Below are 16,420 nucleotides of genomic sequence, written 5' to 3'. Positions count from 1 at the left end.
CCGCTTATCGACGCCCCTCTGCCACCCCATCAACCGCATCCTCACCTATCACGTCCGTGGGCTCCAGGGCGGGCAGGGTGCGGGCGCGGAGGGCGTCGACAAGCGTGCGCGCCTGCGCGTCGTCTAGGTCGCGGGCGGTGACCTTCACCGCGCCTGGGACGAGGTCGAAGCGCACGTGCGCCAGGCCGAGCCGGCGCTGCCACGGGCCCTGCCTGTAGGTGAGCTCCTGGATGTGCGGGATCTTGACTGCCTGGAAGCGGCGGGTCAGCCGCCCGAAGGTCACACGCGCAACGCCTCGGCCGCTATCCACCGCGACGCTCTGCTGCCGCCAATCCACCGGGGAGACCCAGCGTGCCTGGCGCGGGCTGCGCGCTGAGACGGTAACAGTAGGCACAGTAGGCACAGTGGGCACGGCCGGCCCTGTGAGTTCGGCGGCGGTGAGCGGGCCGATCGCGTTGACCACGCGGGCGGCCTGCTCGTAGGTGCCCACCGGGAGCAGCTTCGAGGTGCCCGAGGCCTTGTTCATTTCAGAGCCGTACCCCGCCACCGTCACCGTGACCTGCCACCACCCGAACGGGCGCCACAGCATGGACTGTTTCAGCTGCACCGCGTGGATCCGGTCCAGGGGCACCGCCTGGCGGCGGCGGTTGGCCAGCCCGAAGGTCAGGTTGACCACGTCGCCGTCGAGGGAGGAGTTGAAGCGCCACGACTGGTCGATCGTGCGCCAGATCTGCGGCAGGAAGCTCACCACCACCGGCACGACCGCGGCGATGGTCAGGCCGGACCAGATCGGAATACTTGCCCACGCAAGCGTGAACAGCGTGGAAAACTGCAGCGCCGCCGCGGCGAGCGAGCGCTTGATGGGGATCGGCGCGACGAGGTCGGGGGATGCGGTGGGGACGGTAAATGTGGCGTCGTCAAGCGGGGCCTGCCCGTGCATGCGCGCGAGGATCTCTTTGCGCAGCGACTCGGCCTCGCCGCGCGGGAGGAAGGCGATTTCGATGTTGGCCTGCGCGCCGCCGGCGGCCTCGATGCGCACACCGGCCAGGCCGAACAGGCGCGGGGCGAACGGCTCGACAATGTCTACGGCCTGGACTCGGTCATAGCGCGCCGTGCGGATCTGCGTGGTGAGCACGCCGCGGCGCATCTCAATCTCCTCGTCGTCGACGCGAAAACCCGTGCGCGCCCACCACAGCTGCGACACCCCGAAGATGACGATCAGGGCGAGCACCGCGGCACCGAGCGCCCACGCGGCGTCGGTGAGCCCGACGTCTTCCTCTTCCAGCCAGTGATAGATCGGCATGGTGAAGTTGAAAACGGCGATGGCGAGCAGGGCAAGCAGCGTCGTCCACACGCGCAGCAGCGGGGTGAGGCGGTGGACCCTGCGGTACTGGGGCTGGTGCTGTTTCTGGTCTTGCGCAGGCTGAGTCACAGGCCACTCATCCGTTCGCGAGCCTTGGCGGCCAGGCGATCACGCAGCGCATCCGCGTCCGCCTCCGGCAGGCCGGGCAGGCTGGCATCCGAGGTGGTGGACGCGGTGTTGACCACCAGCTTTTTCAATCCGAGGGCGCGGGCGACGGGGCCGGAGGTGACGTCGACAAACTGCACGCGGCCGTACGGGATGACCGTCATGGTGTGCCACATCTTGCCCTTGCTCAGCACCAGGTCATCCTCGGTTTCCAGCCACCCCATGTTGCGCACCTGGAACGGGATGAGGAAGTACTGCCAGACGAAGTAGACCGCGCACACCCCGAGCGGGATGGCCCAGCCCCAGCCCCACTTCCACCAGGCGAAGCCGAGAAAGCCCAGGACGATCAGCGCCCAGATCGTGTTGGAGACCAGTTTCGGCACCATCAGCTTCGGCGAGACGCGGTGCATCTGCTCCACGGACGTCGGCAGCTGCGGAACCGCGGGTTCTTGCGGAATCGGGGTGGTTGACATGGTGGTCAACCTACCAAAGACTCAGCGCATGCCTACCGGAAGTCGCGCGAGCCACGCGAGAGCCACTCCCCTACCTCGAGCGGCTCGAACTTGTCCGCCACCACGCTGACCGCGCCGGTGGCGTTTTGCACGATGCCGCGCACAATCAACGCCCGCGACGTGCGCGCGAGCACCCGCTGCCTGCCCCACAGGCCAGGCGAGACCATCACGTTAAGCAAGCCCGTCTCATCCTCCATCCCCAAAAACGTCAGGCCCTGGGCAGTGTGCGGGCGCTGCCGGTGCGTCACCACCCCGGCGATGCGCACACGGGTGCCGTCCTCCACGCGCTTCAGGTCCACCGCGCGCAGGATCCCCGCAGCCTGGAGCTGGTCGCGCAGTACCTCCATCGGTTGCGCATCCGGCGTTACCCCGGTGGCGGCGACATCGGCGGCGAGCAGTTCGAACGCGTTCATCCCCGGCAGCGCGGGCGCGTCGATGGCGGAGAGCCCGGGCAGCATGCCTTCGCGCTCGGTGGCGGCCACGCCCGCCTGCCACAGTGCCTGCCTGCGGTCCACGTCGAAGCAGTCGAGCGCCCCGGCGCGCGCGAGCGCCTCGACCTGCTCCACCTTCAGTTCCGCCCGGCGCGACAGGTCCGGGATCCCGCTAAACGGCTGGGCAGCCTCGACGCGGTCGGCGGCCGCGTCGCCAAGCCCGCGCACCAGGTTCAGCCCTACCCGGATCGTCTCGTTGTCCAGGCAGCGCGCCTCGCGGCCCGACTCGTTCACGCTCACCGGCAGCACGGTCACGCCGTGGCGCCGCGCGTCCTGGATGAGCGACTGCGGCGAGTAGAACCCCATCGGCTGCGCGCGCAGCAGGCCCACGCAGAACTGCGCCGGGTAGTAGCGCTTGAACCAGGCGGAGAAGTACACCAGGGACGCGAACGACTGCGAGTGCGACTCCGGGAACCCGTAGGCAGCGAAGGCAACGATCTTGGTCCACAGCTTCTCCGCCACCTCCTCCCCGATCTGGTTGGTCTCCCAGCAGCCGCGGAAGAAGCGGGCTTTCAGCGCGGCCATTTTGGCGGGTGAGCGCTTGGAGCCCATGGCGCGCCGCAACGCGTCCGCCTCGCGGCCGGAAAAGCCCGCGGCGTCGACGGCGATCTGCATGAGCTGCTCCTGGAACAGCGGGATGCCGAGCGTCTTGCCCAGCGACTTCTCCAGCACCGGGTGGTCGTACACCACCGGCTCGAGGCCATCGCGCCTGCGCAGGTAGGGGTGGACGGAGCCGCCCTGGATCGGTCCGGGGCGGATGAGCGCGACCTCCACGACCAGGTCGAAGAACACGCGCGGTTTGAGCCTGGGCAGGGTGCCCAGCTGCGCGCGCGACTCCACCTGGAACACGCCGACGGCATCGGCGCGGCAGAGCATGTCGTAGACGTGGGCGTCGTCAAGCGAAAGCTCCCACAGGTGCACCTCGCGACCGGTGGTGTCGCGCACCAGGTCGATCATGTGGTGCAGCGCCTCGAGCATGCCCAGGCCCAGCATGTCGAACTTGACCAAGCCTGCCGACGCGCAGTCGTCCTTGTCCCACTGCACCACCGAGCGCCCTTCCATACGCGCCCACTCCACGGGCACCACATCGGCGATCGGGCGGTCACAGATCACCATGCCGCCCGAGTGAATGCCCAGGTGGCGGGGTTGCCCTTCAAACTGAGCAGCAAGCTTATCGACGCTACCAGGCACCTCCTCAACGCCCTTGGCCCACCCATCCGCGGTCCCCTGCGCGTACCCCAGCGCGCGAGCCGCGTCCCGCACCGCGCCCTTGCGGCGGTACGTAATCACGTTGGCCACCTGCGCGGCGTTGTCGCGCCCGTACTTGGCATAAACGTACTGGATGACCTCCTCGCGGCGGCCGGACTCGATGTCGATGTCAATGTCGGGCGGGCCCTCCCGGTCCGGGGACAAGAAACGCTCGAAAAGCAGCCCGGCAGAGATCGGCTCCGCATTCGTGATGCCAAGGGCGAAGCACACCGCCGAGTTGGCCGCCGACCCCCTGCCCTGGCAGAGGATATTCTCGCGGCGGCAGAACTCCACGAAGTCGTGGACGATGAGGAAGTAGCCGGGGAAGTTCAGCTCCTGGATCACGTCCAGCTCGTAGCAGATCTGCGCCAGCGCCTTGGCGCGGACCTCCTCCGACCAGGAGGCGTAGCGCAGCTTCGCGCTGGCGAGGGTGAGCGCGCGCAGGTGCTCCATCTCGCTGCGCCCGTCCGGGGTATCAAAGCGCGGCAGTTCCGGGGCGACCAGGTTGAGCGTAAACGCGCACTGCTTCGCCAGCTCCACCGTGTAAGCCAGTTTGTCCTCGCAGCCCGGGAGCATGCGGGCGAGCTGTTCGCCGGAACGCAGCCAATTCGCACCCATCGGATGCAGGTGGCCGTTGGCCTGGGCGAGCGAGTCGCGCCTGGCCAGCGCGCGCTTCGCCTGCGCGAGGCGCGCGTGTTCCCGCGTGGCTGCGCCGGGAGCGGCAGTAACAATGGCGGGCAGTGTGTCGTGACGGTCCAAAAGCTCGTGGTGCTCCGCGTCTTGCGGGGTCATGGACGCCTCATACTCGCGCACGACGTTTCCGGGCCCGAACGCATCGACCAGACGATCGATGGCACCCTTTTCCTCTGCCCACTGCCAGCCCGCCAGCACCACGCAGGTCCCGCCGAGTTCCTCGCCGATCAGCTCCAACGGCGGGTAGGCCACCTTATCCTTCTCGCGCGTTGCCATGTGCGCCTCCGCCATGAGGTGCGACAGGCGCTTGTAGCCCTCGGGCCCGCGTGCGATGACGGGGAGGACGCGCCCGTCCAGGGTCAGCTCCGCACCGAAGACGGTACCCACTCCTGCAGCCGCGGCGGCCTCCGCGAACTTTACCGCCCCGTAAAAACCGTCCCTGTCCAGCAGCGCGAGCGTCTCGACGCCCAGTGCCGCGGCTCGCGCGACCATCTCCTCCGGCTCGCTCGCACCCGAGAGGAAGTTGTAGGCGCTCACGGCGTGGAGCTCGGCGAACGGGACGCGCGAGGTGCTCGACACGCGCTGCGGGCTCTGAGCAGGCGCGGTGTGCTGCACCGGCACGGGTGCAGCCGTCTCCGCGCCGGAGAGGATCCGCTCCAGCTTGGACCACGAAAGTGGCGCGCCTCCATTGAATCGCATGTTCGAAACGCTAACAGGTTTCGAACCTCCGTGCTACCTCGCCCAGGGGGTGACGTACTCGTTAGGCTCCCACCCCTCGGTTGCGGCAAGAAGCTCAGCCGCCTGCGCGCCATCAAGTTCCTCGCGCATGATGTCCGCATGTCCCGCATGCCGCGCGAACTCTTCCACATAGTGCACATAGAGGTAACGCAGCTTCGCCGGACGCGCCTCATCCATGCCATACCAGGGGAAGGGGCCGACAGGCAGCTCCGCCTCCAAGTCGCCGCCACGACTCATCTGCATAAAGTCAGCACGAACCACATCGAAGCGCTCCAACAAAACCTCCAGCACTTCTTCCTCGGTCGGCACAAAGCTCGAGGCAAAGTCCACAGCCGCATCCTTGTAACCTTCGTTTCCGGCTCGGGAGAGCGACTGTGCCATCACAAACGTGACGTGCTTGAGAATGCCACTGACACTCAGATCACTACGCAGTGGTGTGCGGCGCGCAGCGGCATCATCAAGCCCGTAGGCGCTGGCACGGACCGCATCGAGTTGCGCATCGAGGTAGTTGCACAGAGTATCCAGCTCATTGTCCTTGCGTGGGAAGTACATCAGGTTTCCTTTCTGTCGAACGATGACACCGATACCCTAAAATGCCTTCCGGACAGCTCTTGTCCGCAGTGTGAAGCACAATAGAGCAATGGCGGATACAACACAGCGAGTCCTCCAACTCCTCGGACTCTTGCAAGCGCGCGCCACTTGGCAGGCACACGAGCTCGCAGCGAAACTCGGCGTCACGGAACGCACGGTTCGCAGAGACATCACTCGCTTGAGAGACCTCGGTTATCCAGTCCATTCGAGCCGCGGTCTTGACGGCGGCTATCAGCTCGGCGCAGGCCGACATCTACCGCCACTCCTGCTCGACGATTCCGAAGCCATCGCACTCGTGGCCAGTCTGCGTATGAACGCCCTTTCCGGCACCGACGAATTCGGCGAGGCCGCATTCCGAGCCCTTACCAAACTCGACCACGTCATGCCGCCACGCCTGCGAGCCATCACGCATACGCTCACAGGCGCCTCGACCACACTCAATCACGAGGGTTCCGCTACCCAGCAACAACAAAAAAGCAATCTAAAGCTGCTCCAGCAGCTCACCAACGCTCTCCGAGATCACGTACTGGTGCGCTTTACGTACCACAAACCGTCCGCCACCCCTACGGAGCGCGAGGTTGAGCCAGCCAAGCTCTTAACCCAAGGAGAGTACTGGTACCTCCAAGCCTTCGACAGAGGCCGCAACGACTGGCGAACGTTCCGACTCGACCGGATAGCAGAGCCCCACGTCACTACATGGACGTTTAGCCCTCACGCAGCCCCACCTCCAGCTTTAAGCACCAATATCGCGCAACGTTTCAGCTGCGTGGCTCGCGTCCAACTCACAGCGGCACCGGAAGAGGTCGCCGCCCGAATCCCCTCCTCGTACCGCTCAGAGATCGAAGCTACTGATCACGGCGTTGCCGCCGTCGTCGGCAAGCGTTGCGTAGAGCGCCTCACCTTCCTCCGGCGTCTCCACGTACGCGGTGAAGCCGAAGTCGCCCCGGTTGAGGCTGGTTTCATTGCGCTCGAGGTCGTCTCCGCCCGAAATGGAAAACGGACCGGTAAGCGTGGCGTGGGCGATAGCCTCGCACGGCGGGTCGAAGGGGAACTTCACCCCTTGATCCAGCTGTTCGCCGTAGGTGAGCAGCTCAAGATCGCCGCCGAAGACGGATTGGTAGAACTCCAGCACCTCGCGTGCGTTGCCGGGGAAAGAAACATAGAGCTGTGTCGTCGTTGCCATGTGCGCCGAATCTAACAGGACATGAGAAACACCCGCCGACGCTCGACGGGTGTTTGGGTGGAGACAACCTACGCGGTCTTCTCCTTCGAACGGTCGAAGGCCAGCAGAATCAGGCCAACGACGATCCAGCTGCACAGGACGATCCAGGAACCCTGCGCGTCCGCGCCGTCGAAGAAGCTCAGCGAGCGCACGAGGTAGCCGGTCGCACCAATCGGCATGAGCTGGCCCAGTGCGGACCAGCCGGCCGGCAGCAGCCATGGGCCTGTGGCCAGGCCGGCCAGCGGGTTAGCCACAAAGATGGTCAGCACCGCGCCGAGGCCAGCACCCGGCACGCCAAGAAGTGCGCCAAGACCGGCGGTGACCGACGAGGTTGCGGCGATGCCGGCAGCGATAGCCAGCCACTCCATGCCCACGCTGCCGCTGAGCGAGCCGTAGATGCCGTGCAGCATCCAAACCGCAACACCCGCGCCGAGGATGGACACACCCGTGATGACTGCGACCTTCGACCACTTGCGGCCACGAAGCAGCACGGTTGCAAGCATTCCGGAGATCACGCCACCGAACGCGAGCGGCAGGCCGAGCAACGCGAGGCCCTGGGCCTGCGGGTCATCCTCGGTCGTGGGGGCGAGATCCTCGGTCTCCACCGGCATGCCGGAGGACTGCATGTTCTGGGCAAGGCCATTGAGCATCTGCACGTACGGTGCACCGTTACCGGAAGCGGTGTAGACCGTGGCGCTGCCCTGCCCGATTGCGATCGCGCCGACCGCGTCGCGGTTTCGCACCATATCTTCAGCCTCGTCCTGTGAGCTCACCACGACGAAGTCCGGGTGCTCCTCCTGCTGCTCCGCCTGAGCACGCAGCTTCTCAACGACCGGCTCCGGCCCCGCCACTGCCACCGGCACCCCGTCCGGGCCGGAGGCGAAGGTGGGCGCAAGAAACGCCCACAGCATGAGGCCGAGGATTATCGGCAGGCCCAAAATCAGGGCGATGGTCTTTTTCACGGTGCTGTTGGTGTTGTTGATGCGGCTGCCATCGGTGGTGGCGGTTTCCTGTTGCACCACGGTTGTGCTCATCGTTTCCTCCAAGTGGAACAGACTGTTTCGCTTTTACGAAGTGGATCATATTGTTTCATTTTTCGGTTGTCAAGGGTAAAGTGCCGGATATGCGAAAAGATGCTGCTGAAAACCACAAAGCGCTTGTAGAGGCGGCCACGACGCTCATTGCCCAGATGGGGCCGAAGGTCTCGCTGCGCACCATTGCGAAGGAAGCAGAGGTGGGTGTTGCCACCGCGAGCCGCCACTTCCCTACCAAGGATGACCTCTACCGCGCGGTGCTGGAAAACATCATCGACAAGATGCGCGCGATCGTAGACAAGCACGTTCCCCGCCTCCCCGGCGCCCCCGAGGCGACGTGGCGCTGCGCCATCACTGAGATGGTGGACAACGGCTTCCCTGCCGTCGGCCAAGAATTCCTGCCCGTGTTCGCACCCCACATGGGCCAAGAGGAACGAAACATACTGATAGAAAAGGTAAAAGCCCTCTACCGTCCCCTCCTCACGGAGGCGAAAAAGTACGGGCTGTGCCCCGGCGACCTCGACGTCCTAGACTTCCATTTCGGCATCATCACACTGTCGCGGCCGCTGCCAACCATCGCAGAAGAGGTGTTCGCCCGTAGCAGGGGGTGGCTCGTAGACGTGTTTATCGACGGGCTGCGGGCGCAGGCCGAAGGGTCACAAAGCAACCACTCACAAAGCACAATCGTGTAATTCGTGCCACAATGCGGCGGTGTGAGGATCGAGAAGCAACGCTCCCGAAAACCGTCCAGCAATCCGAAGTACGCAACCTCCCCCTCCACCACCCACTACCGCGGCACGTCGCCGGCACGCATGCAGGCGTCACGGTTCCGCAATAAGCAGCGCATCCCGATGACTCCGGCGTATTAAAGGCCGTTACAGGAGTTCGTCGATAAGCGAGCGCACACGGGCGTCAATGTCGTCGCGTACGAGGCGCATGCGCTGCATGCCTTCGATGCCGCGGAGCGAGGGTTCGTCGGTACGCCAGCGCTCCAGCGTGCCGCGTGCGTCGTCGGGCATGTCCACCTGCGCGTCTTCGCCGAGCACCACAACGCGATCAACGCTGCGCAGCAGTTCCGGATCGATGGGTTTGGGCGTGCCGCGCGACATGTCGGCGCCGGCCTCTGCGATCGCCTCGACCGATTCCTGGTTCAGCGACGTGCCAGGTTTGGTGCCCGCGGAGTGGATGCCGAGCTGGCTACCCGCGTGCTTCTCGGCGAGCGCCGCCGCCATCTGGGACTTTCCGCCGTTGCCGACGCACACAAACAAGACTGAGGGCTTCATAACGTCTCCTTAGGACAATTTGGGCAGGGTTGGGTCACCCGGGAACAGTTTCGGGCCGATCCCACGCATGAGGTAGACGAGGCCGACGAGGATAGGGATCTCGATAAGCGGCCCGATGGTGCCCGCCAGCGCCTGGGCGGAGGTGGCGCCGAACGTGCCGATCGCCACTGCGATGGCCAACTCGAAGTTGTTGCCGGCAGCCGTGAACGCCACCGAGGCCGACTGGGCGTAGTCCATGCCGGACAGTTTGGCTACCAAGAGTGCAATAGCGAACATGCCGACGAAGTAGCACAGCAGCGGGATCGCCACCCGTGCCACCGTCCACGGCTGGGAGAGGATCTGGTCGCCTTGCAACGAGAAAAGCAGGACGATTGTGTACAGCAGGCCGATCAGCGCGAGTGGGGAGATCCGGGGCAGGAAGGTGTTTTCGTACCAGTCGCGGCCCTTGGTGCGCTCGCCGATAATGCGAGACAGCAGCCCGGCCAACAGCGGGATACCCAAAAAGACCAGCACGGAGGACACGATCGCCCAGAACGAGAACTTCACCGAGGTGGTTTCCAGCCCCAGCCAGGCAGGCAGGATTTGCAGGTAGAACCAGCCGAGTACGCCGAACATGACCACCTGGAACACCGAGTTGATAGCTACCAGCACTGCGGTGGCTTCCCGGTCAGCGCAGGCGAGGTCGGACCACACCAACACCATGGCGATGCAGCGGGCGAGACCGACGATGATCAAACCGGTGCGCAGCTCCGGGGCATCTGGCAGGAAGATCCAGGCGAGCGCGAACATGAACGCGGGGCCGACAATCCAGTTCAAGATGATGGACACGGTCATGAGACGTTTGTCGGTGGCAATCTCGCGGGTCTTGTCGTAGCGCACCTTGGCCAAAGGCGGGTACATCATGACCAGGAGGCCGAGCGCGATCGGAAGCGAGATGCTTCCGACTTCGAGACTCTCAAGTGCGCCCGAAAGCCCCGGCACCGCTCGGCCGAGGGCGAGGCCCGCCGCCATGGCGAGCATGATCCACACCGGCAGGAAGCGGTCAAGAAACGACATACGCTCTACCGGCTGAGAGGTTGTGTCTTCCATCTGGAATCCTTATCTATTGACAGCATTCAAAACGAACACTAAACAGCATATTTATCACTGTCAATATGACGAGGTAGGAAGAATGAACGATTACGTCGCCACCACAGAAAACACCGGCCTCGACTGCTGCTCGCTGGGCTCCGGCTTGCTCTCCGAAGACGACGCGACGCGTTACGCGGACCTGTTCAAAGTTTTAGCGGACCCCGGCCGACTACAACTTCTCTCCAGAATCGCCGAAGAGGGCTGCGAGCCGATGAGCGTGGGCGAACTCACGCAACGCTCCGGGCTAAGCCAACCGACAGTTTCCCACCACCTCAAAATGCTTACCGAGGCCGGCCTCCTAGAAAAGAGCCGCCAGGGCAGGACAGTCATACACCGGCTGCGCCCGGAGCTGTTCGAGGAACTTCGCACCGTGCTACAGATGGACTGAGACTAACGGGCGCAAACCCCGTTACTCCGTGGCGCGTAGCTTGGCCACGTCCTCAGCTGAATACGTCGCCGCAATCTGGGTGTCATTGCCGCCGGAGAGGTTCACTTGCGACAGACGTACCCGGCGCGCAGCGCGCAGTGGTTGAGCCAGACGTCGTCTGCGCGCGGTGCAACGACCAGAAAATCGGTGCCGCTCGACGAGACGAATGGCCATGCCAGGCGGGCAGAGCACGCCATCGACGCCGGTGATCACGCTGTGGCCGGGGAACTTGCGGCAGGTTTAACCCTCGCGCAGCCCCATTCCCAGCATTAAGCACCAATATCGCGCAACGTTTCAGTTGCGCGGCTCGCGTCCACCCCACAGCGACACCGGAAGAGGTCGCCGCCCGAATCCCCTCCACGTATCGCTCAGAGATTGAGGCTACTGATCACGGCTCTAGTTTCATCACCGGTGCGCCGGACTGGGACGATCTTGCATGGCATTTGCTCTGGGTATGTCGCGATTTAGACACTCAACTACTCATGGATTCCAGCCCCGAAACCGACCATCTGCGCGACGCGCTGCGCCGCATCGCAACGGACGCGCAAAATGCCGAAGCAAACACAGCTCGCAGAGATACGCATGGGCCAATTCCAAAGACAAGATAGACAGCTTAGTAAGCAATATCCCGCAAACATAGACTAAGCGGTACATTGGGTGCTAGATTTCTATCCGTCAACAATTCCCGAACTCAACAAAGGAGCCAACATGCGTATCTCGCGCACTCTCGCCACGATCGCGGCCTCCACCCTTCTTGCCACCAGCCTCGTCGCCTGCTCGAACGAGTCCGACGACACGGCCGGCCAGAACACCGACGGCGACGGCAACGTCACCGTCAAGATCGGCACCACGGATGCGGACCAGAAGGCGTGGTCCGTCTTCTCGGACCTAGCCGCCGACGAGGGCATCGACCTGGACATCGTCCAGTTCTCCGACTACGCCCCGGTCAACGAGGCGCTCGCGCAGGGCGAGCTGGACCTGAACAAGTTCCAGCACATCCTCTACCTGTCCTCCTATAACAAGGACTCCGGCAACGACCTCAAGGTCGTTGGCTCCTCCGAGATTTACCCGCTCGCCCTGTTCTGGAAGGATCACGACTCCCTCGACGGCATTGAGGGCGAAGAGGTGGCCATCCCCAACGACGACACCAACCAGGGCCGCGCCATCAACGTGCTGGTCCAGGCAGGCCTGCTGGAGTTGAAGGACGGCGCTGACGAGTACGCGCCGGCTCCGGTCGATGTAGACACCGAGGCGTCCAAGGTCTCCGTGGTCCCGGTGGACGCATCCCAGACCCCGTCTGCGTACGGCGAGGGCCGCCCGGCAATTATCAACAACTCCTGGCTGGACCGCGCCGGCATCGAGCCGGATCAGGCCATCTTCCAGGACGACCCGGGCTCCGAGCAGGGCGAGCCGTACATCAACGTGTTCGCCTCCCGCGCCGAGGACGTGGAAAACCCGACCTACGTCAAGCTCGCCGAGCTGTGGCACGACCCGGCCGTGACCGAGGCGGTCCAGGAGGACTCCCGCGGCACCGCCGTTGAGGTCAGCCGCCCGGCCAACGAGCTCAACGACATCCTCGACCGCCTGCAGAGCAAGTAGTTAGCAAAGGAATTTACCGTCATGCGTACCAACCGTTTCCTCGCCGCAGCAGCGGCCTCCGTTATCGCCGCGACGAGCCTTGTGGCGTGCGGCTCCGAGTCGGATTCGTCGAATAGCTCCGGCGATACCACCACGGTAAAGATCGGCACCACCGACGCCGATCTGAAAGCGTGGTCCGTGTTTGAGGAGCAGGCCAAGGAGCAGGGCATCAAGCTGGACATCGTCCGCTTCTCCGAGTACCCGCAGGTCAACCCGGCGCACACCGAGGGCCAGATGGATGTGTCGAAGTTCCAGACCATCAACTACCAGGCGCAGTACAACGCCACCTCCGACGAGGATCTCCGCATCGTCGGCTCCGGCGAGATCAACGTGCTGGGCCTGTTCTGGAAGGATCACGATTCCGTCGACGGCATCGAGGGCCAGGAGGTCGCGATCCCGAACGACCCGTCCAACCAGGGCCGCGCGATCAACGTGCTCGTCCAGGCCGACCTGCTGAAGCTGAAGGAGGGCGCGCCGAAGCTCACGCCGACCCCGGCAGACATCGACGAGGCCGCCTCCAAGGTGAAGGTCGTCGCCGTCGACGCCTCCCAGACGCCGAACGCGTACCACGAGGGCCGCCCGGCGATCATCAACAACAACTGGCTGCAGCGCGCCAGCATCGACCCGGCTTCCTCCGTCGCCGCGGACGACCCGAACTCCGAGCTGGCCGAGCCGTACATCAACGTCTTCACCGTGAAGGCGGACGAGGTGGACAACCCGACCTACGAGAAGCTCGTGGAGATCTGGCAGTCCGCCGAGGTCACCGAGGCGCTCAACGAGGACTCTAACGGCACCGCCGTGCAGGTCCAGCGCTCCAAGGAGGACCTGAACAAGATCCTCGATGAGCTTGTGGAGGAGTACAAGTAATGCCCAACACCGGCACCCGGATCGAGTTCCGGGACGTTTCCAAGGTCTTCAAAACCGGCAACCGCGAAGTCACCGCCGTCGACGGCGTCACGCTCACTGTCGAGCCGGGTGAAATCCTCGGCGTCATCGGCTACTCGGGTGCCGGCAAATCCACGCTGGTCCGCCTCATCAACGGCCTCGATTCCCCCACGGGTGGGCAGTTGCTTCTCGACGGCACCGACGTCGTCGGCAAGTCCGAGCGCCAGCTCCGCAACATTCGCCGCAATGTTGGCATGATCTTCCAGCAGTTCAACCTCTTCAATTCTCGTACCGCCGCTGGCAATATTGAGTACCCCTTGAAGCTCGCGGGCGTCGATAAGCAAGAGCGCAAACGCCGCGTGAACGAACTGCTCGACTTTGTGGGCCTGGCCGAGCGCGGCAAGAACTACCCCGAGCAGCTCTCGGGCGGACAGAAGCAGCGCGTCGGCATTGCGCGCGCCCTGGCCACCAACCCCTCGCTGCTGCTCGCCGACGAGGCGACCTCCGCGCTCGACCCCGAGACCACGCACGAGGTCCTCGAGGTGCTGCGCCGCGTGAACGAAGAGCTCGGCATCACCATCGTGGTGATCACCCACGAGATGGACGTGATCCGCTCCATCGCCGACAAGGTCGCCGTCATGGAGGCCGGCCAGGTCGTCGAGTACGGCAGCGTCTACGACGTCTTCTCCGACCCGCAAACCGCGGTGGCCAAGCGCTTCGTCTCCACCAGCCTGCGCAACACCCCCAACGAGGTCGAGGCACAAGAGCTTCTCGACGCCGCACCCGGCCGCCTCTTCACCGTCGACCTCTCCGAGGACTCCGGCTTCTTCGGCGCGGCCTCTAAGGCGCGCGAACGTGGCGTGAGCATCCAGCCCGTGCACGCGGGCATTGCCACCCTGCAGTCGCACTCCTTCGGCAAGATGACGGTGCGCCTCAACGGCGACGACGCCGCCATCAACGAGTTCCTCCACACCCTGCAGTCCACTACCGACATTGAGGAGATCACCCGATGAACGAAATGATCCTCGCCGAACCCGACTGGGACCGCCTCGGCCCCACCTTCATCGAATCCATCGGCGACACCATGTGGATGGTGGGCATCACCATGGTTGTTGGCGGTTTCTTCGGCCTGCTTCTGGGTATCTTCCTCTACACCACCCGGCCGGGCGGCATTCTGCAGAACGCGGTGGTGTACTGGATCATCAACATCGCCGTGAACTTCTTCCGGCCGATCCCGTTCATCATCATGATCGCCATGCTCTACCCCATCACGCTCGGTGTGGTGGGCACGACCATCGGCCGCGGCGCCGCCACGTTCGTCATGTGCTTCTCCGCCACATTCACCGTGGCCCGCATCGTGGAGCAGAACCTGGTGGCCATCGACCCGGGCGTGATCGAAGCCGCCCGCTCCATGGGCGCCGGACCGTGGAAGATCATCCAGTCCGTGATCCTGCCCGAGGCGCTCGGTCCCCTGATCCTGGGCTACACCTTCATCTTCATCGCCGTGATCGATATGTCCGCGATGGCCGGCTACATCGGCGGCGGCGGCATCGGTGACTTCGCCATCGTCTACGGCTACCGCCAGTTCGAGCCGCAGGTGACGTGGGCGGCCGTGATCGTCATCGTGGTCGTGGTCCAGCTCGCGCAGCTGCTGGGCAACGTGCTGTCGAAGAAGGTCATGCGCCGGTAGGTGTAGGCTGCGCCGGTTCTATTTGACGAGAACCCCTTGACGAAGGTGCTGGGAATCATCAGCGACCTCGTCAAGGGGTTCTCGTCATGTGTCTTGTCGGGGCCGCGCACGTCCCGTCGGCCGCGCAACCCCGCGGCCCCCGCAGCCCGACGGCCAGCCTAGAGCTCCTCTGCGAAGAGCGTGACGTTCTCCGCGGCCAGCATCTCCATGGTCAGGTCGTCGACGGGGATGGCCTGGAACGCCGCGCGGTCGGGCAGGCCCTCGTCGGTAAGCTGCCCGGCGCTGGCGTCCATCACAGCGACCATCCGGACGTACTGGTCGGCGGTCAGGCTGGCGACAAGGCCCTCAATGGTGTCCTCGTTGTCCTCGCCGAACCACCACGGCGGCACCAGGTCGTTGACGGCGCGCGGCAGCCAGGACTGAATGTGCTCGAGGAGCCCCATCAGGGCCCCCAGCTCGAGCGCCTCTGGCTCGGTTCGCTCGGCCATCCTGGCCACGACGTCCGACATGCGCAGGGGGAACTCGTAGCGGGGCGAGTGGGCCGCGAGGAATTTCAGGGACTGCGCCAGGGCGTCGATGACAAGGCGTCGATAGGCGTTGTCCTCCTGGAAGGCGTCGGTGAAGCGCAGATCGCTGACGTGCTTGGCATAGGCCGCCTCGGCGTAGAAAGACGCGGGAGGCAGGCCAGGGAGGGCGTCGAGCATGCGCTCGGGCACCGCGGCGAGCGCGCGGAGAACGCCGAACGCTGGGCCGTCGGTGCGCAGCGTCACGGCCGCCATGATGTCCGCAACCTCGGCGTACACCTCCAGCTCGGGCGCCGGGTCCTCGGTCCAGAGCGAGGCGTGGAACGCCAGCCCCTCATCGGTCTGCTCCGGCGCGGGCAGGAGGCCCGGCAGCTCCGCGCAGACCTGCTCGACCGCGCCCAGGTCGAAGTCGCCGGCCGCGATCCACCCGCGGCGGGCGAAGTACCGAGCCGGGACAAAGCGCGGGTCCAGCTCCGACAGCCGCGCCAGTTCCTGGTCGATCCGGTTCAGGCGCAACATTGCCTCTGCGGGCGAGATCCCCTCGTCGAGCGCCTCGCGCAGCTCCCCGATGCCGTTGAGCGTGTGTGCCAGCGACTCGACCGCCTCATCCGGGTATTCGGTCGGCAGCTCCTCGGAGCCGGTGTATTCGTCCGCGGCCTCCCGCACCGCGTCGACGAGCGCTTGCGCGAATTCCGCCTGCTCCTCGTCCTCGGAGCGGAAGAAACGCGGCGCGACCTCGGCCTGGATCTGCAGGGGTGCGCCGCCAGCATTTGTTTCCCATTGTGCGATAGCCATACGGGAAGTATATGGGCGCGGACGCGATGCTGTCGGTGCAAGTTCATGGC

At 64.8% G+C, this 16,420-nt stretch carries 17 protein-coding genes and 2 pseudogenes; 8 read left to right on the top strand and 11 right to left on the bottom strand.

The window, feature by feature from the left end; translation table 11 throughout:
* Nucleotides 1–4: 4 nt before the first annotated feature.
* Genes EAW56_RS01250 through EAW56_RS01235 form a run of 4 tightly spaced genes read right to left on the bottom strand, consistent with a single transcriptional unit; the run spans nucleotide 5 to nucleotide 5,702 of the window.
* A complete protein-coding gene (locus EAW56_RS01250; protein ID WP_095277730.1) occupies nucleotides 5–1,432 on the bottom strand; it encodes a PH domain-containing protein in 1,428 nt (475 codons plus the stop codon).
* On the bottom strand, nucleotides 1,429–1,941 hold the full coding sequence (locus tag EAW56_RS01245; protein WP_233125502.1) for a PH domain-containing protein: 513 nt from the start codon (nucleotides 1,939–1,941) through the stop codon (nucleotides 1,429–1,431). The genes EAW56_RS01250 and EAW56_RS01245 overlap by 4 nt, the downstream gene beginning before the upstream one ends.
* Nucleotides 1,942–1,973: 32 nt before the next feature.
* Nucleotides 1,974–5,111, bottom strand: coding sequence for an error-prone DNA polymerase (locus tag EAW56_RS01240; protein WP_122084728.1), 3,138 nt, complete (start codon nucleotides 5,109–5,111; stop codon nucleotides 1,974–1,976).
* Between the two features lie 33 nt (nucleotides 5,112–5,144).
* Nucleotides 5,145–5,702, bottom strand: coding sequence for a mycothiol transferase (locus EAW56_RS01235; RefSeq protein ID WP_095277736.1), 558 nt, complete (start codon nucleotides 5,700–5,702; stop codon nucleotides 5,145–5,147).
* 88 nt (nucleotides 5,703–5,790) lie between these two features.
* On the opposite strand from EAW56_RS01235, the pseudogene EAW56_RS13195 reads away from it, so the two are divergent.
* Nucleotides 5,791–5,964 (top strand): annotated as a pseudogene (locus tag EAW56_RS13195) (HTH domain-containing protein); the annotation flags it as partial.
* A 30-nt stretch (nucleotides 5,965–5,994) separates the two neighbouring features.
* Here the strand turns inward: EAW56_RS13195 and EAW56_RS12925 are convergent.
* Nucleotides 5,995–6,153: a hypothetical protein gene (locus EAW56_RS12925; RefSeq protein ID WP_233126927.1), complete on the bottom strand. Its 159-nt coding sequence runs from the start codon at nucleotides 6,151–6,153 to the stop codon at nucleotides 5,995–5,997.
* Between EAW56_RS12925 and EAW56_RS13190 the strand changes: the two are divergent.
* A pseudogene (locus EAW56_RS13190) lies at nucleotides 6,124–6,414 on the top strand (WYL domain-containing protein); the annotation flags it as partial. The gene EAW56_RS12925 and the pseudogene EAW56_RS13190 sit on opposite strands and share 30 nt — an antisense overlap.
* A gap of 159 nt (nucleotides 6,415–6,573) precedes the next feature.
* Here the strand turns inward: EAW56_RS13190 and EAW56_RS12920 are convergent.
* Both EAW56_RS12920 and EAW56_RS01225 read right to left on the bottom strand, forming a co-directional pair.
* The gene (locus EAW56_RS12920; RefSeq protein ID WP_233126926.1) at nucleotides 6,574–6,924 is read right to left on the bottom strand and encodes a VOC family protein; all 351 of its coding nucleotides are present in this window, start codon (nucleotides 6,922–6,924) and stop codon (nucleotides 6,574–6,576) included.
* A gap of 68 nt (nucleotides 6,925–6,992) precedes the next feature.
* Complete coding sequence (locus EAW56_RS01225) at nucleotides 6,993–7,997, bottom strand: ABC transporter permease (protein ID WP_231699057.1); 1,005 nt, start codon at nucleotides 7,995–7,997, stop codon at nucleotides 6,993–6,995.
* Between the two features lie 89 nt (nucleotides 7,998–8,086).
* On the opposite strand from EAW56_RS01225, the gene EAW56_RS01220 reads away from it, so the two are divergent.
* Nucleotides 8,087–8,689 (top strand): TetR/AcrR family transcriptional regulator, encoded by a 603-nt coding sequence (locus EAW56_RS01220; protein ID WP_095536510.1) that lies wholly within the window; start codon nucleotides 8,087–8,089, stop codon nucleotides 8,687–8,689.
* Between the two features lie 183 nt (nucleotides 8,690–8,872).
* On the opposite strand, the gene EAW56_RS01215 is transcribed toward EAW56_RS01220, so the two are convergent.
* Nucleotides 8,873–9,280, bottom strand: a complete 408-nt coding sequence (locus tag EAW56_RS01215; RefSeq protein ID WP_038589864.1) for an arsenate-mycothiol transferase ArsC — start codon at nucleotides 9,278–9,280, stop codon at nucleotides 8,873–8,875.
* Between the two features lie 9 nt (nucleotides 9,281–9,289).
* Nucleotides 9,290–10,369: an ACR3 family arsenite efflux transporter gene (gene arsB, locus EAW56_RS01210; RefSeq protein WP_038589861.1), complete on the bottom strand. Its 1,080-nt coding sequence runs from the start codon at nucleotides 10,367–10,369 to the stop codon at nucleotides 9,290–9,292.
* 82 nt (nucleotides 10,370–10,451) lie between these two features.
* On the opposite strand from arsB, the gene EAW56_RS01205 reads away from it, so the two are divergent.
* Nucleotides 10,452–10,799 (top strand): ArsR/SmtB family transcription factor, encoded by a 348-nt coding sequence (locus EAW56_RS01205; RefSeq protein ID WP_095553406.1) that lies wholly within the window; start codon nucleotides 10,452–10,454, stop codon nucleotides 10,797–10,799.
* Between the two features lie 21 nt (nucleotides 10,800–10,820).
* Here EAW56_RS01205 and EAW56_RS12500 read toward each other — a convergent pair whose 3' ends face one another.
* Nucleotides 10,821–11,051 carry a hypothetical protein gene (locus EAW56_RS12500; RefSeq protein WP_133064907.1) on the bottom strand — a complete coding sequence of 77 codons (231 nt, stop codon included), beginning with the start codon at nucleotides 11,049–11,051 and terminating at the stop codon, nucleotides 10,821–10,823.
* 495 nt (nucleotides 11,052–11,546) lie between these two features.
* Between EAW56_RS12500 and EAW56_RS01200 the strand changes: the two genes are divergently transcribed.
* Genes EAW56_RS01200 through EAW56_RS01185 form a run of 4 tightly spaced genes read left to right on the top strand, consistent with a single transcriptional unit; the run spans nucleotide 11,547 to nucleotide 15,051 of the window.
* Nucleotides 11,547–12,437: a MetQ/NlpA family ABC transporter substrate-binding protein gene (locus tag EAW56_RS01200; protein WP_095536507.1), complete on the top strand. Its 891-nt coding sequence runs from the start codon at nucleotides 11,547–11,549 to the stop codon at nucleotides 12,435–12,437.
* A 21-nt stretch (nucleotides 12,438–12,458) separates the two neighbouring features.
* Entirely contained in the window at nucleotides 12,459–13,343 is an 885-nt protein-coding gene (locus EAW56_RS01195) for a MetQ/NlpA family ABC transporter substrate-binding protein (protein WP_095277744.1), read from the top strand.
* Nucleotides 13,343–14,374: a methionine ABC transporter ATP-binding protein gene (locus tag EAW56_RS01190; RefSeq protein ID WP_122084726.1), complete on the top strand. Its 1,032-nt coding sequence runs from the start codon at nucleotides 13,343–13,345 to the stop codon at nucleotides 14,372–14,374. Before EAW56_RS01195 ends, EAW56_RS01190 begins: the two co-directional genes overlap by 1 nt.
* Nucleotides 14,371–15,051, top strand: coding sequence for a methionine ABC transporter permease (locus tag EAW56_RS01185; RefSeq protein ID WP_095277750.1), 681 nt, complete (start codon nucleotides 14,371–14,373; stop codon nucleotides 15,049–15,051). The genes EAW56_RS01190 and EAW56_RS01185 overlap by 4 nt, the downstream gene beginning before the upstream one ends.
* Before the next feature lie 158 nt (nucleotides 15,052–15,209).
* On the opposite strand, the gene EAW56_RS01180 is transcribed toward EAW56_RS01185, so the two are convergent.
* Entirely contained in the window at nucleotides 15,210–16,370 is a 1,161-nt protein-coding gene (locus EAW56_RS01180; protein ID WP_122084725.1) for a hypothetical protein, read from the bottom strand.
* Nucleotides 16,371–16,420 lie beyond the last annotated feature (50 nt).

Source organism: Corynebacterium gottingense (assembly GCF_003693265.1).
Taxonomy (GTDB): domain Bacteria; phylum Actinomycetota; class Actinomycetes; order Mycobacteriales; family Mycobacteriaceae; genus Corynebacterium; species Corynebacterium gottingense.
The sequence above is the reverse complement of the archived record's forward strand: the minus strand, read 5'-3'. Positions and strand labels throughout refer to the sequence as shown.

Bases quoted from the DNA above. Each gene is read 5' to 3' on its own strand.
- EAW56_RS01245 (WP_233125502.1), bottom strand. From the start codon at position 1,941: ATGTCAACCACCCCGATTCCGCAAGAACCCGCGGTTCCGCAGCTGCCG.
- EAW56_RS01240 (WP_122084728.1), bottom strand. From the start codon at position 5,111: ATGCGATTCAATGGAGGCGCGCCACTTTCGTGGTCCAAGCTGGAGCGG.
- EAW56_RS01235 (WP_095277736.1), bottom strand. From the start codon at position 5,702: ATGTACTTCCCACGCAAGGACAATGAGCTGGATACTCTGTGCAACTAC.
- EAW56_RS12925 (WP_233126927.1), bottom strand. From the start codon at position 6,153: ATGCGTGATGGCTCGCAGGCGTGGCGGCATGACGTGGTCGAGTTTGGT.
- EAW56_RS12920 (WP_233126926.1), bottom strand. From the start codon at position 6,924: ATGGCAACGACGACACAGCTCTATGTTTCTTTCCCCGGCAACGCACGC.
- EAW56_RS01225 (WP_231699057.1), bottom strand. From the start codon at position 7,997: ATGAGCACAACCGTGGTGCAACAGGAAACCGCCACCACCGATGGCAGC.
- EAW56_RS01220 (WP_095536510.1), top strand. From the start codon at position 8,087: ATGCGAAAAGATGCTGCTGAAAACCACAAAGCGCTTGTAGAGGCGGCC.
- EAW56_RS01215 (WP_038589864.1), bottom strand. From the start codon at position 9,280: ATGAAGCCCTCAGTCTTGTTTGTGTGCGTCGGCAACGGCGGAAAGTCC.
- arsB (WP_038589861.1), bottom strand. From the start codon at position 10,369: ATGGAAGACACAACCTCTCAGCCGGTAGAGCGTATGTCGTTTCTTGAC.
- EAW56_RS01205 (WP_095553406.1), top strand. From the start codon at position 10,452: ATGAACGATTACGTCGCCACCACAGAAAACACCGGCCTCGACTGCTGC.
- EAW56_RS01200 (WP_095536507.1), top strand. From the start codon at position 11,547: ATGCGTATCTCGCGCACTCTCGCCACGATCGCGGCCTCCACCCTTCTT.
- EAW56_RS01195 (WP_095277744.1), top strand. From the start codon at position 12,459: ATGCGTACCAACCGTTTCCTCGCCGCAGCAGCGGCCTCCGTTATCGCC.
- EAW56_RS01190 (WP_122084726.1), top strand. From the start codon at position 13,343: ATGCCCAACACCGGCACCCGGATCGAGTTCCGGGACGTTTCCAAGGTC.
- EAW56_RS01185 (WP_095277750.1), top strand. From the start codon at position 14,371: ATGAACGAAATGATCCTCGCCGAACCCGACTGGGACCGCCTCGGCCCC.
- EAW56_RS01180 (WP_122084725.1), bottom strand. From the start codon at position 16,370: ATGGCTATCGCACAATGGGAAACAAATGCTGGCGGCGCACCCCTGCAG.